This is a genomic window from Aquibium carbonis (genome assembly GCF_003970795.1).
In the GTDB taxonomy this organism is placed as follows: Bacteria; Pseudomonadota; Alphaproteobacteria; order Rhizobiales; family Rhizobiaceae; genus Aquibium; species Aquibium carbonis.
This window is the reverse complement of the sequence record NZ_RWKW01000104.1, coordinates 1-11,877: the sequence shown is the minus strand read 5'-3', so window position 1 is coordinate 11,877 and position 11,877 is coordinate 1. Positions and strand designations below refer to the sequence as shown.

The window sequence follows — 11,877 nt, the reverse complement described above, 5'->3', positions numbered from 1 at the left end:
CGCCCCACGGCCCGCCCGCGCGGCCGCCGTCCCGCGCCTCGCGTTCGGCCGCGTCGGCGGCTTCCGCACCGCGCTTCTGCAGGATCTCGAAGGCCGATTCGCGGTCGATCGTCTTGTCGTAGCGACCGGCCACCGGGCTCAGCGCCTGGATCCGCGCCCGCTCCTGGTCGGTGATCGGCCCCAGCCGCGAGGCCGGCGGCCGGATCAGCGTGCGCTGCACCATCGACGGGATGCCCTTGGCCTCCAGCGTCGACACCAGCGCCTCGCCGACGCCGAGCTGGGTGATGGCGGCGGCGCAGTCGAAGTCGGGATTGGCGCGGAACGTCTGCGCCGAGGCCTTCACCGCCTTCTGCTCGCGCGGCGTATAGGCGCGCAGCGCGTGCTGGATGCGGTTGCCGAGCTGCGCCAGCACCGTGTCGGGCACGTCGAGCGGGTTCTGCGTGACGAAATAGACGCCGACGCCCTTGGAGCGGATCAGCCGCACCACCTGCTCGACCCGGTCGACCAGGATTTTCGGCGCGCCGTCGAAGAGCAGATGCGCCTCGTCGAAGAAGAACACCAGCCGCGGCCGGTCGGGATCGCCCACCTCCGGCAGCGCCTCGAACAGTTCCGACATCAGCCAAAGCAGGAAGGTGGCGTAGAGGCGCGGGTTCATCATCAGCCTGTCGGCGGCGAGCACGCTCACGGCGCCGCGGCCGTCGCGCGTCGTGCGCATCAGGTCGGCGATCTCCAGCGCCGGCTCGCCGAAGAAGTTGGCTCCCCCCTGCTGTTCCAGCACCAGCAGCGAGCGCTGGATGGCGCCGACCGAGGTCCGCGAAACGTTGCCGTAGAGCTTCGAGATCTCGGCGGCGCGGTCGGCCACATGCGCCAGCATCGCCTGCAGATCCTTCAGGTCGAGCAGCAGCAGCCCGTCCTCGTCGGCGAGGCGGAAGGCGATGTTGAGCACGCCCTCCTGCGCCTCCGACAGGTTCATCAGCCGCGACAGCAGCAGCGGCCCCATCTCCGACACCGTGGCGCGGATCGGGTGGCCCTTCTCGCCGAACAGGTCCCAGAAGATGACCGGAAACTCCTGGAATTCGTAGGGGTCGAGCCTCACCTGCTGCGCGCGCTTGACCAGGAAATCCTTGTGCTCGCCGATCGCGGCGATGCCCGACAGGTCGCCCTTGATGTCGGCGCAGAACACCGGCACCCCGGCATTGGAAAACGCCTCGGCCAGGATCTGCAGCGTCACGGTCTTGCCCGTGCCGGTGGCGCCGGTCACGAGGCCGTGGCGGTTGCCATATCTCAAAAGCAGCGTCTCGGCGCGCTGGTAGGCGTCGTCGGGCGTGCGGCTCGCGCCGAGAAACAGGCTGTCGTCGTCCGCCATGTGGCCGCTCCCCTCCGTCGTCCCGCCCGCGGCGAGTCGTCCCGGTCAGGTATAATGGCATGAATGCAGCCCCACAACGGTGCGGCGGCCGGGCACGAAGGCGATGGCCGCTGCCGGGGAGCGCTGGATGGAAATCCCCTGTTCCCGATGGAATCAACCCCTCCACGATGCCCGCTTTCCGCGCCGCCCTCCGTGCCGTCATTCCGGGGCCGCGCAGCGGAACCCGGAATCCAGAGCGCCACCCTTGTCGAATGACCCGACGGCCTGCGATGCCATCGCGACCGGATTGGCTTTTTCCTGCGACGCCGCCGCCCTGGATTCCGGGTTCCGCTGCGCGGCCCCGGAATGACGCCGCGCAAAAATTCCGCCGCGCTCTCACCCTTTTCCGTTCAAAGGGGGACCACGAAGTGGTGGAGGGGGCGCGGGCGCAACCACGCTCACACCGGCATTGCACGCACCTTGCCAAAGTCGTTGTTGCAAGTCGCCGCGCTGTCCGTCACACCAAACCGCAGGGCGTCGGGGGGGAGCGGCTTCGATGCGGGCAGGTGTGGCGCGGATGCGTCGGATGCCGTGCGATGCGTGCTGCGCCCTGCGGGCTTTGTTGCGAGGCCCGTCTTTGCCCTCTACTCTTGACGGCGAGCGGTCCCCTCCCGGCCGCACCATGACGGGCATGCGATGACACCTGACCTTCTGAGCCAAGCGGCGTTTCCGCCGGTCGACGAGGCGCTCTGGCGCGAGATGGCGGCGAAGGCGCTGCGCGGCGCCGATTTCGAGAAAACGCTGGTGTCGCGCACCGACGACGGCATCCGCGTCGAGCCGCTGCATGCCCGCTCGCAGGAGCCGCAACCCATCTCGCGGGTCGACAAGCATGCCGGCTGGCGAATCGTCCAGCGCGTCGACGATCCCGATCCGGTCCGCGCCCGCGCCCAGGCGCTGGACGACGTGGCGAACGGCGCCGACGGGCTGTCGATCGTCTTCGAGGGCGCGCCGAACGCCTTCGGCTACGGCCTGCCCGCCACGCAGGAGGCGCTGGCCGCCACGCTCGACGACGTGCCGCTGCACCGGCTCGACCTGCGCGTCGACACGCATCCGACCAGCCGCGTCACCGCCGAATGGCTGGTGGCCTATCTCGCCGCCCGGCGCGCCGACCCGGCCCGCATGCACCTCTCCTTCGGCATCGATCCCGCCGCCATCTTTGCCGGAACCGGCCGCATGCGCATGTCGATCGAGGCGCTGAAGGCGTCGCTGCCGCAGTCGCTTGCCCATTTCTTCGCGCTCGGCGTGCCGGGCGTCCTGCTCGAGGCCGACGGCCGCGTCTGCCACAATGCCGGTGCCACCGAGGCGCAGGAACTCGCCTTCATGCTGTCCTCGGCGCTGTCGCATCTGCGCATGTTCCAGGCGGCGCGCCAGCCGCTGGTCTATGCCGCGCCGCATATCGGCTTCGCCACCGCCGCCAACCAGGACCAGTTCGTCACCATCGCCAAGATGCGCGCGCTGCGTCGGCTGTGGTCGCGCGTGCAGGAAGTCTGCTCGGTCGAGCCGTCGCTGGCGATGATCCATGCCGAGACGTCCTGGCGGATGATGACGCGCCGCGATCCCGAGACCAACATCCTGCGCTCCACCATCGCGGTGTTCGCTGCTGCCGTCGGCGGCGCGGATTCGATCTCGGTGCTGCCGCACACGCTCACCCATGGCCTGCCGGACGATTTCGCCCGCCGCGTCGCCCGCAACACGCAGCTGGTGCTGGCGCGGGAGGCCAATGTCGGCTTCGTCAACGATCCGGCCGCCGGCGCGGGCGGCATCGCCTATCTCACCGAGGCGCTCTGCGAGGCGGCCTGGGAAGAGTTCAAGACCATCGAGCAGGAAGGCGGCCTCCTCGAAAGCCTGTCGGCCGGCCGCTACCAGGCGCGCGTGGTCGCCTCCCGCGAGGCGCGGATCGCCCGCTACCGGTCGGGCGAGCGCCGCATCGTCGGCACCACCATCTTCCCGCTGGCGCAGGAGCGCCCCGTCACGACGCTGGCGGCCGAAACGCGCGCGGGACCGAAGGAAGGCGGCGCCTTCTGCGAGGCGCTCGCCGCCGCCCGCATCGACGAGAGCCTGGGAGAACCGGCATGATCCCCGATTTCGCCGCCATCGACTGGTCGAAGCCCGCCCGCGGCAAGTCGAGCCGCGACGATTTGTGGGAAACGCCGGAAGGCATCGACATCAAGCGCGTCTATGGCGAGGCCGACATTGCCGGCCTGCCCTTCCTCGACACGGTGCCGGGCGCCGCGCCCTTCCTGCGCGGCCCCTACCCCACCATGTATGTCCAGCAGCCCTGGACCATCCGCCAATATGCCGGCTTCTCGACGGCGGAGGAATCCAACGCCTTCTACCGGCGCAACCTGGCGGCCGGCCAGAAGGGCCTGTCGGTCGCCTTCGACCTCGCCACCCATCGCGGCTATGATTCGGACCATCCGCGCGTGGCGGGCGACGTCGGCATGGCCGGCGTGGCGATCGATTCCATCCTCGACATGCGCCAGCTCTTCGACGGCATCCCGCTCGGCGAGATGACCGTGTCGATGACCATGAACGGCGCCGTGCTGCCGATCATGGCGCTCTACGTGGTGGCGGCCGAGGAGCAGGGCGTTTCGCAGAAGGACCTCGCCGGAACCATCCAGAACGACATCCTCAAGGAGTTCATGGTCCGCAACACCTACATCTACCCGCCCAAGCCCTCGATGCGGATCATCTCCGACATCTTCGCCTACACCTCGCGGGAGATGCCGAAGTTCAACTCCATCTCGATTTCCGGCTACCACATCCAGGAAGCCGGGGCGACGGTCGACCTCGAGCTCGCCTACACCATCGCCGACGGCATCGAATATGTCCGCGCCGGCATCGCGGCGGGCCTCGACGTCGACGCCTTCGCCCCCCGGCTCTCCTTCTTCTGGAACGCCGGCATGAACTTCTTCATGGAGCTCGCCAAGCAGCGCGCCGGCCGCCTGCTCTGGGCCGCGCTGATGAAGAAGAACTTTTCGCCGAAGAGCGACAAGTCGCTGGCGCTGCGCGCCCACACCCAGACATCCGGCTGGTCACTCACCGCGCAGGACCCCACCAACAACATCACCCGCACCATGATCGAGGCGATGGCGGCCACGCAGGGCGGCACCCAGTCGCTGCACACCAACGCCTTCGACGAGGCGCTGGCGCTGCCGACCGACCATTCCGCCCGCATCGCCCGCAACACGCAGATCATCCTGCAGCAGGAATCCGGCACCACCCGGATCATCGATCCCTGGGGCGGCTCGGCCTTCGTCGAGCGGCTGACGCATGATCTAGCCGCCCGCGCGCTTTCCCACATCGAGGAGGTGGAGGCGCTCGGCGGCATGGCAGCCGCCATCGAGAAGGGCATCCCCAAGCTGCGCATCGAGGAGGCCTCGGCCCGCACCCAGGCGCGCATCGACGCCGGGCGCCAGGCGCTGATCGGCGTCAACGCCTTCCAGCCGGGCAGCGAGATCGAGGTCGACGTGCTCAAGGTCGACAACGCGCAGGTGCGCGCGCGCCAGCTCTCCAAGCTCCAGCAGCTGAAGGGCACGCGCGACGTCGCGGCCGTCGAGGGCGCGCTGACGGCGCTGACGGAGGCGGCGGCCGGTAACGGCAACCTGCTCGAATTCGCCATCCGCGCGGCCCGCGCCAAGGCCACCGTCGGCGAGATCTCGCTGGCGCTGGAAAAGGTGTTCGGCCGCCATGTCGCGACCGTGCAGACGATTTCCGGCGTCTATCGCGCCGAGGCCGGCGACATCCCCGCGATCCCGCGCGTGCAGGAAAAGGTCGAGGCCTTCCGCGAAAAGACCGGCGCCGCGCCGCGCATCCTCGTCGCCAAGATGGGGCAGGACGGCCACGACCGCGGCCAGAAGGTCATCGCCACCGCGTTTGCCGATCTCGGCTTCGACGTCACCGTCGGCGCCATGTTCCAGACGCCGGAGGAGATCGCCAAGCTCGCCGTCGAGCACGACGTCCACATCGTCGGCGCCTCCTCGCTGGCCGCCGGTCACTTGACCCTGATCCCCGAGCTCAGGGAAGCGCTGTTTCGTATCGGCCGCGCCAACATCATGATCGTCGCCGGCGGCGTCATCCCGCCCGACGATTTCGACGCCGTTCTGGCCGCCGGCGCCACCGCCATCTTCCCGCCCGGCACGGTCATCCCGGAAGCGGCGGAGAAGCTGATGGACGCGCTCCTGGAGGGTTGATTTGCGCCGGCGCACCTCGTGTTGTAATCTCGGCTACGCAGTCGAGGCTACACGCATGACTCTGAACATTCGAAACCCCGAGGCCGACCAGCTCGCCCGCCAGCTCGCCCGCATCGACGATACTACCATCACCGACGCGGTCATCGTCGCGCTGCGCGAGACGATCCGCAACCGGCTCAGGTCGGAGACGCCGAGCGAGACGGCAAGGAGGCTGCTTGCCAAGCATGGGTTGCGTGTTCAGCCTGGACACCGCCCCGCGCCGCCAGAGGTCTACCACGAGCTCGACCACGACCTGACCGGCGAGGGCTGATGTTCATCGACGCGTGTGTCATCGTGTCGATCATTACCGGTGAGGAAACGGCGCCCGCCTATGACAGTGCCATGGCGGTCTCGGATGCAGCGTTTACCTCGCCTCTGGCTGCCTTCGAAGCGATCATCGTGCTGTCTCGGCCCGATCATCTCGCCTGCTCCTTCAAGGAAGCCGAAGCCCTCGTCGTCGACTGGCTGGCGGAGCGTCACATCGAACTGCGCGAGCCGTCCCTCCCCTTCGAGGTCTTGTCCCACGCCGTCGCGGTTGCCCAGAGGCATGGTGTCGGCAAGCGGCGTCTGAGCAGTTTCGACTGCTTTCACTATGCCCATGCCAGGGCGGCCGGCGAGCCGATGCTGACGCTCGACCGGTTGCTGCGCGAAACGGACATGGAAACGCTGCCGGCATAGGCGACGCACCGGAACGCGCCCCGTCGCGACGTCGCCAATGGCGATTGTCATGGTCGATCGCCGACGTTATAATGCCTGTTGCAACAGGAACCTTCGCCATGAACACCGTCATCCGCAAGATCGGCAATTCCGAGGGTGTCATCCTGCCGAAGGAATTGCTTCAGAGCCTCGATCTCAAGGCGGGCGACTCTGTCGTCATCACCGAGGACAAGGGCGAGATCGTGCTCAAGAAGGCTGGGGACGAGTTCGAGGAGCAGATGACGGCGGCGCGCGAAATCATGGACCGCTACAAGATCGCTCTCCAGAAGCTCGCGGAATGACCTGGCGGTTCCCGACCCGGCAGGTCGTCGAGGCGCTCCATGCCGAACAGTTGCGCCGGCATGGCGGCGCGCAGGGCCTGCGGGACGAAAATGCGCTGGAGTCCGCCCTTCATCGCGCCGAGAACAAGACGGCCTACGGACAGCCCGACGTGTTTGACCTCGCGGCCGCCTATGCCTTCGGCCTTGCCCGCAACCATCCCTTCGTCGATGGCAACAAGCGCACGGCGATCGTCACCGCGATGCTGTTTCTCGCCCTGAACGGCCACCGCATGACGGCCGACAACGGCCAGATCTACATCTTTACGATGGCTCTGGCGTCGAGCGAGATCGACGAGGCCGGCGCGGCGGCGTTCTTCCGCGATCATGCGCTCCCCGCCTGACGTTGGATCCCGATCCACTTGGTTCCTCTTGCTCTGGGAAACGTCGTCCCGTTCGGTGCCCGCGGACATCGATCCACCCGCCCTCCGGCCTGCTTGGTCACGACTTGCGTTTCGAGGCGGCCCGATCCATTTTCCCGCAACCGTAGGACAAGGAGTTCAAAGGTCTCTTCATGCGTGCATTGGTCGCCACGACGATCTCGTTGCTCGTCTGCCTGTCGGGCAGCGCTCTCGCCAACAGCAGGGGGTGGGATTCGTCGTCCTATCCCGGCGAGCCGGGGCAGCCGGCCGTGGGATGCAGCGTCTCCACCAATGACGACTTCTGGACATGCCTTGCGGTGCGGTGCGAGAAAGATGGCGCGCTCGGCCTCTATTTCCTCAATTCCGACGGCGGCTTGAACGGGTCCTTCTCCATCGCGATCGACGGCGAGGCATTTCGCGTCGGCCAGCAACCGGCCGGCGAAGGCACCGCGTTTCCGACGCGCCTCACCGGCGACGTGGCGTCGATCGTAGCCCGGCTCAAGACCGGGCGGCAGGTCAGGCTCGTCGACACCTCGCCGCCCCTGAATGAAGGCTTCGACACGATCCCGCTGCGCGGCTCCAGCCGCGCCATCGGCGCGGTCGAGGCCGCCTGCGCGCCGGCCGGGGGCACGCCCGTTTCAGCCGGGGCCCTGCTCCGGAATGCAGCCGGCAAGGTGAGCATCGGCGATCTGAGCCGCGCCAGGGATTGCGCCTTCGCCGAGACCACCGGCGTCGTCGGCAAGGTCAGGCGCGGCGGCCCCGGCGGCGGCATCGACGGCATGACCTTCGTCGACGACCGGTTCGGCAGCGGCTTCATCAATGTCGAGCCGCTTTCCGGCCCGGACCTCCAGGCGCGCCGCGCCACGCTCGAGCACCTGCTGAAGGCCGGTCGCCGCCTGTCCATCGGCGTCCATGGCTGCGGTGCGGGCGGCCGCGTCGAGGAACTCGTCTCGGCGACGGAACGTCCCTGATCGCGCCCTCGGGCCGAACTCGCCTTCGTCATCCCGCAACGCGCGGCGGCACGGCACCAGTTGCCGCGTTCTTCCGCGATCATGCCGAGGGCGTCGAGGCCTGAAACGGAACTCGAAAGCTCCGCTTCAATTCTCAAACCCTAGGCAGCAGTGTCCATCAGCGCCCGCGCCTGTCGGATATCGCGGGCCGGGGGCTGCCCGAACATGCGGCCATATTCGCGCGTGAACTGCGGAACGCTCTCATATCCGACGCCGTAGGCAGCATCGCTGATCGCCTCACCCTGCGCGAGCATCCGTCGCCGAGCCTCTATGAGGCGGAGCTGCTTTTGAAACTGCAGCGGCGACAGCGAGGTGATGCTGCGGAAGTGAAGGTGGAAGGCGGACAAGCTCATGCCGGCAGCCTCGGCCAATGCCTCAATCCTGATGGGCTGGGCATACTGACGGCGAAGGATCTCGACGGCTCGCGCGACCCGTCGAGCATGGCTGTCGGTAACACCGAGCGCACGGATGCCGCCGCCATGTCGTCCGCTGAGCAACCAGTAGTGCAACTCGCGGCTGATCTGCGGGCCCAGAACGCCAAGCGCAGCCGGCCGGTCGAGCAGCCGCAGGAGGCGTAACGCCGCATCGGCCACCTCCGCTTCGGTCGGATCGACCCGTACCGGTCGACCCGCTTCGAACGGCACAGGGCCGATCTGGCTCACCAGGCCGGCGATGATGACGGGGTCGAGTTCGAGGACAAGCGAATAATAAGGCAAGACCCTGCTTGCGGTCGTGATCTGGCTGACGGTTGGAACGTCGGTCGTGATGAGAAGGGAGTCACCCGCGCCGAAGTCAAAGGTGCGCCGACCCATGGTCACGCACTTGCGGCCTTGCAGAACCAGCGCCACCAAAGGCTTCGATACGGCGTATTGCAGCATCGTCGGCGCTGTTTCGCGCAGGATCACGAAGCCGTCGACCGGCGTTGCCGCAATGCCGTTGCGGTCCGCACGCGCATCGGCGTAGCGGCTTGCATGGTCGAGAAGCTCATCGTTCATGCGAGAATGGTAGGGGAAACCGACGACCAAGACAACGCTCCAGGACAATCAGGCAATTTTCAGGGACGATCACGCAACATCATCCGGCGCGAGTGACGCATAACGCGGCATCACCAACCGGAGATATCCATGACCACCATTTCCCTCGTCACCGGCGGTAGCCGCGGCCTCGGCCGCAACACCGCGCTCAGCATCGCCCGCCATGGCGGCGACGTGATCCTCACCTATCACAGCGGCAAGGACAATGCCGACGCCGTCGTCGCCGAGATCGAGGCGCTCGGCCGCAAGGCGGTCGCCTTGCAACTCGACACCGGCAACGTCTCGACCTTCCCGGCCTTCGCGGAAGCACTGTGCGGCGCGCTGATCGGCGCCTGGGGCCGGGACACCCTCGACCATATCGTCAACAATGCCGGCCACGGAGAGATGGCGGACTTCGCCGTCACCACCGAGCAGCAATTCGACAGACTGTTCGCCGTTCACGTCAAGGGCGTGTTCTTCCTGACGCAGGCGCTGCTGCCGATACTGGCCGATGGTGGGCGCATCATCAACTTCTCGTCGGGCCTGACGCGCGTGTCGTTCCCGGGTTTTTCGGCCTATTCGGCTGCAAAGGGCGCGGTGGAGATTCTCACCGTCTACATGGCGAAAGAGTTGGGCAGCCGCGGAATCACCGCCAACGCGGTCGCCCCCGGCGCGATCGAGACCGACTTCCTGGGCGGGGCGGTCCGCGACATCCCCGACTACAACACGGCGTTTGCGGGCATGACCGCACTCGGCCGCGTCGGCCTGCCCGATGATATCGGGCCGATGGTGGCAAGCCTGCTTGGCCCCGACAACCGGTGGGTCAATGGCCAGCGCATCGAGGTGTCCGGCGGTCAGACGATCTGACCGTGCCCGTGGGCGACGCACCATCGCGTCGCCCACCCCTCATGGTGCCGGGGGACGTGTTCCATCGCTAGTGAGTTGCGGGAATGCGGGCGATGACCTTGATCTCGAAGTCGAACCCGGCCAGCCAGTTAACCCCGACGGCCGTCCAGTTGGGATAGGGCTTGGTGTTGAAATGGCGGTTCTTGACGGCCATGAAGGGCTCGAATTGTCTTTCCGGATCGGTGTGGAAGCTGGTGACGTCGACGACGTCATCCAGGGTCGCGCCGGCTGCATCCAGGACAGCTTTGAGGTTCTGGAACGCGCGCTCCACCTGCGCGGCATAATCGGGCTCGGGAGAGCCGTCGTCCCGGCTGCCAACCTGGCCGGAAACGAAGAGCAGATCGCCTGAGCGGATGGCGGCGGAGTAGCCATGAGCGTCGTAAAGGGCATGGCGGGCGGCGGGGAAGATGGCTTCACGTTTGTTCATTGGGGGCTCGATTTCTCGCTGTTCCTGAATGGTTCATTTTGATATACGCGACGTATGTAAAACAGAAAGGTGCCCCTCGTGTCAATTCCATATACGTGGCGTATTTGAAAAGCCATGAAAACGACCAACAAGCGCCAGGCGATGATGGAGGAAAACCGGCTCAAGCTGATCGAAGCCGGAAGGAAGGCGTTCGCGGCGCACGGTTATGCGGCAGCGTCCATGGATGAATTGACCGCCTCGGCTGGGCTGACCCGCGGCGCGCTCTATCACAATTTCGGTGACAAGAAGGGCTTGCTGGCGGCGGTGGTGCATCAGATCGATAGCGCCATGGCACAGAAGGCGCGGCAGGTCGGCGCGCTCGAGACCGATCCGTGGAAGGCGCTGCTTGCCGAGGGCGCGGCCTACATCGAAATGGCGCTCGACGCCGAGGTTCAGCGCATCGTGCTTCTGGACGGACCCGCTGTACTGGGTGATCCATCGCAATGGCCGAGCCAGGATAGCTGTCTGCAAAGCACGAAAGGGACCGTCGAGCGGCTGATTGCCGAAGGGCGCCTGAAAAAGGTCGATCCCGACGCGGCAGCGCGGTTGCTGAACGGTGCGGCCCTCAACGCCGCCCTTCTGGTCGCCGCGAGCGATGATCCGGTCAAATCCCTGCCGAGGGTGGTCGAGGCCTTCAACGCGATGGCCGGAGGACTGCTGGTCAGCTGATTGGTGCCCCGGCACCCGGACTTGCGGGCGAACGGGTGGACTTTCCGGCCACGCGCGCCCTCACCCCAGCCTGACGATTTCCCATTCCTTGCCGCCGACGGTCACCAGCGCGCCGACGCCCTTGCCGAACAGCGCCTGCGCCATCGGCGAGACGTGGCTGATGGTGCCGTGGGCGGCGTCGGCCTCGTCCTCGCCGACGATGCGCCAGGTCTTCTCGGCACCGTCCTCGTCGGTGATCGTCACGCTCATGCCGAAGCGCACCACGTCGCTGTCGGGGTCGGGTTCGGACAGTTCGGCGTTCTCCCGCCGCGCGCTCCAGTAACGCAGGTCGCGCGAGACGAGCGCGATCTGCTCGCGGTCGGCCTCCGCTTCGGCCCTGGCGAAGTGCTCGTGCAGCTCGGCGAGCTGCGCGTCGATGGCGGCCAGCCCCTCGCGCGTCACGAGGTTTCGGTGCGGGCTGACCGGCCGTTCGCCGATGTCGTTCAGGCCAAGGCCGCTGTCGTCATTGCTGGTGAAGGCTCTGCTCATCGATGGAAGGTAGGGCTTCGGCGCGGCGGGAACAACCCATGCGCGTCAAAACCCGCCCGTGGCATGGTTCCTGCGTGGCAGCCGGCATCGACGAGGAGGACGTGCCGATGCTGGACAGGCGTCGTTTCATGGCGGGACTGGCGGGCGCCGGCGCTGCGGTGGCGGGCGCCGGCAGCGCGCGCGGGCAGGTCCTGCCCGGTTTCGAGACGGCCTCGCTGCGCGGCACGCTCGAGACAGCCTCGCTGCGCGGCG

General features: G+C 67.2%; 14 protein-coding genes. 10 read left to right on the top strand and 4 right to left on the bottom strand.

The window, feature by feature from the left end:
• Nucleotides 1–1,366, bottom strand: a 1,366-nt coding sequence (locus tag EJC49_RS22610; RefSeq protein WP_126702198.1) for a helicase HerA-like domain-containing protein, incomplete at its 3' end; no start/stop codon positions are given.
• A 675-nt stretch (nt 1,367–2,041) separates the two neighbouring features.
• Here EJC49_RS22610 and EJC49_RS22605 point away from each other — a divergent pair.
• The 7 genes from EJC49_RS22605 to EJC49_RS22575 all read left to right on the top strand — a co-directional run bounded on the left by EJC49_RS22605 (nt 2,042) and on the right by EJC49_RS22575 (nt 8,004).
• The gene (locus EJC49_RS22605) at nt 2,042–3,481 is read left to right on the top strand and encodes a methylmalonyl-CoA mutase family protein (RefSeq protein ID WP_126702197.1); all 1,440 of its coding nucleotides are present in this window, start codon (nt 2,042–2,044) and stop codon (nt 3,479–3,481) included.
• Nucleotides 3,478–5,598: a methylmalonyl-CoA mutase gene (gene scpA, locus EJC49_RS22600; protein ID WP_126702196.1), complete on the top strand. Its 2,121-nt coding sequence runs from the start codon at nt 3,478–3,480 to the stop codon at nt 5,596–5,598. Before EJC49_RS22605 ends, scpA begins: the two co-directional genes overlap by 4 nt.
• A 55-nt stretch (nt 5,599–5,653) precedes the next feature.
• A complete protein-coding gene (locus EJC49_RS22595) occupies nt 5,654–5,908 on the top strand; it encodes a type II toxin-antitoxin system VapB family antitoxin (RefSeq protein ID WP_126702195.1) in 255 nt (84 codons plus the stop codon).
• On the top strand, nt 5,908–6,315 hold the full coding sequence (locus EJC49_RS22590) for a type II toxin-antitoxin system VapC family toxin (RefSeq protein WP_126702194.1): 408 nt from the start codon (nt 5,908–5,910) through the stop codon (nt 6,313–6,315). Before EJC49_RS22595 ends, EJC49_RS22590 begins: the two co-directional genes overlap by 1 nt.
• Nucleotides 6,316–6,413: 98 nt before the next feature.
• A complete protein-coding gene (locus EJC49_RS22585) occupies nt 6,414–6,635 on the top strand; it encodes an AbrB/MazE/SpoVT family DNA-binding domain-containing protein (RefSeq protein ID WP_126702193.1) in 222 nt (73 codons plus the stop codon).
• Nucleotides 6,632–7,015 carry a type II toxin-antitoxin system death-on-curing family toxin gene (locus EJC49_RS22580; protein WP_126702192.1) on the top strand — a complete coding sequence of 128 codons (384 nt, stop codon included), beginning with the start codon at nt 6,632–6,634 and terminating at the stop codon, nt 7,013–7,015. The genes EJC49_RS22585 and EJC49_RS22580 overlap by 4 nt, the downstream gene beginning before the upstream one ends.
• A gap of 170 nt (nt 7,016–7,185) precedes the next feature.
• Nucleotides 7,186–8,004, top strand: coding sequence for a hypothetical protein (locus EJC49_RS22575; protein ID WP_126702191.1), 819 nt, complete (start codon nt 7,186–7,188; stop codon nt 8,002–8,004).
• A gap of 140 nt (nt 8,005–8,144) precedes the next feature.
• On the opposite strand, the gene EJC49_RS22570 is transcribed toward EJC49_RS22575, so the two are convergent.
• A complete protein-coding gene (locus tag EJC49_RS22570) occupies nt 8,145–9,038 on the bottom strand; it encodes an AraC family transcriptional regulator (protein WP_126702200.1) in 894 nt (297 codons plus the stop codon).
• 129 nt (nt 9,039–9,167) lie between these two features.
• On the opposite strand from EJC49_RS22570, the gene EJC49_RS22565 reads away from it, so the two are divergent.
• On the top strand, nt 9,168–9,923 hold the full coding sequence (locus EJC49_RS22565) for an SDR family oxidoreductase (RefSeq protein ID WP_126702190.1): 756 nt from the start codon (nt 9,168–9,170) through the stop codon (nt 9,921–9,923).
• A gap of 67 nt (nt 9,924–9,990) precedes the next feature.
• Here EJC49_RS22565 and EJC49_RS22560 read toward each other — a convergent pair whose 3' ends face one another.
• A complete protein-coding gene (locus EJC49_RS22560; protein WP_126702189.1) occupies nt 9,991–10,389 on the bottom strand; it encodes a RidA family protein in 399 nt (132 codons plus the stop codon).
• A 141-nt stretch (nt 10,390–10,530) separates the two neighbouring features.
• Here EJC49_RS22560 and EJC49_RS22555 point away from each other — a divergent pair, with 141 nt between their 5' ends.
• Entirely contained in the window at nt 10,531–11,097 is a 567-nt protein-coding gene (locus tag EJC49_RS22555) for a TetR/AcrR family transcriptional regulator (RefSeq protein ID WP_245453528.1), read from the top strand.
• A 60-nt stretch (nt 11,098–11,157) separates the two neighbouring features.
• On the opposite strand, the gene greA is transcribed toward EJC49_RS22555, so the two are convergent.
• Nucleotides 11,158–11,625, bottom strand: coding sequence for a transcription elongation factor GreA (gene greA / locus EJC49_RS22550; RefSeq protein ID WP_126702188.1), 468 nt, complete (start codon nt 11,623–11,625; stop codon nt 11,158–11,160).
• Nucleotides 11,626–11,663: 38 nt separating this feature from the next.
• On the opposite strand from greA, the gene EJC49_RS22545 reads away from it, so the two are divergent.
• A partial coding sequence (locus EJC49_RS22545; protein WP_170314842.1) for a twin-arginine translocation signal domain-containing protein occupies nt 11,664–11,877 on the top strand: 214 nt, incomplete at its 3' end.

What these genes read in the sequence shown, in the direction of transcription:
- EJC49_RS22565 (WP_126702190.1), top strand. Translation starts at nt 9,168, where the DNA reads ATGACCACCATTTCCCTCGTCACCGGCGGTAGCCGCGGCCTCGGCCGC.
- EJC49_RS22575 (WP_126702191.1), top strand. Translation starts at nt 7,186, where the DNA reads ATGCGTGCATTGGTCGCCACGACGATCTCGTTGCTCGTCTGCCTGTCG.
- greA (WP_126702188.1), bottom strand. Translation starts at nt 11,625, where the DNA reads ATGAGCAGAGCCTTCACCAGCAATGACGACAGCGGCCTTGGCCTGAAC.
- EJC49_RS22560 (WP_126702189.1), bottom strand. Translation starts at nt 10,389, where the DNA reads ATGAACAAACGTGAAGCCATCTTCCCCGCCGCCCGCCATGCCCTTTAC.
- EJC49_RS22585 (WP_126702193.1), top strand. Translation starts at nt 6,414, where the DNA reads ATGAACACCGTCATCCGCAAGATCGGCAATTCCGAGGGTGTCATCCTG.
- EJC49_RS22580 (WP_126702192.1), top strand. Translation starts at nt 6,632, where the DNA reads ATGACCTGGCGGTTCCCGACCCGGCAGGTCGTCGAGGCGCTCCATGCC.
- scpA (WP_126702196.1), top strand. Translation starts at nt 3,478, where the DNA reads ATGATCCCCGATTTCGCCGCCATCGACTGGTCGAAGCCCGCCCGCGGC.
- EJC49_RS22605 (WP_126702197.1), top strand. Translation starts at nt 2,042, where the DNA reads ATGACACCTGACCTTCTGAGCCAAGCGGCGTTTCCGCCGGTCGACGAG.
- EJC49_RS22590 (WP_126702194.1), top strand. Translation starts at nt 5,908, where the DNA reads ATGTTCATCGACGCGTGTGTCATCGTGTCGATCATTACCGGTGAGGAA.
- EJC49_RS22595 (WP_126702195.1), top strand. Translation starts at nt 5,654, where the DNA reads ATGACTCTGAACATTCGAAACCCCGAGGCCGACCAGCTCGCCCGCCAG.
- EJC49_RS22555 (WP_245453528.1), top strand. Translation starts at nt 10,531, where the DNA reads ATGATGGAGGAAAACCGGCTCAAGCTGATCGAAGCCGGAAGGAAGGCG.
- EJC49_RS22570 (WP_126702200.1), bottom strand. Translation starts at nt 9,038, where the DNA reads ATGAACGATGAGCTTCTCGACCATGCAAGCCGCTACGCCGATGCGCGT.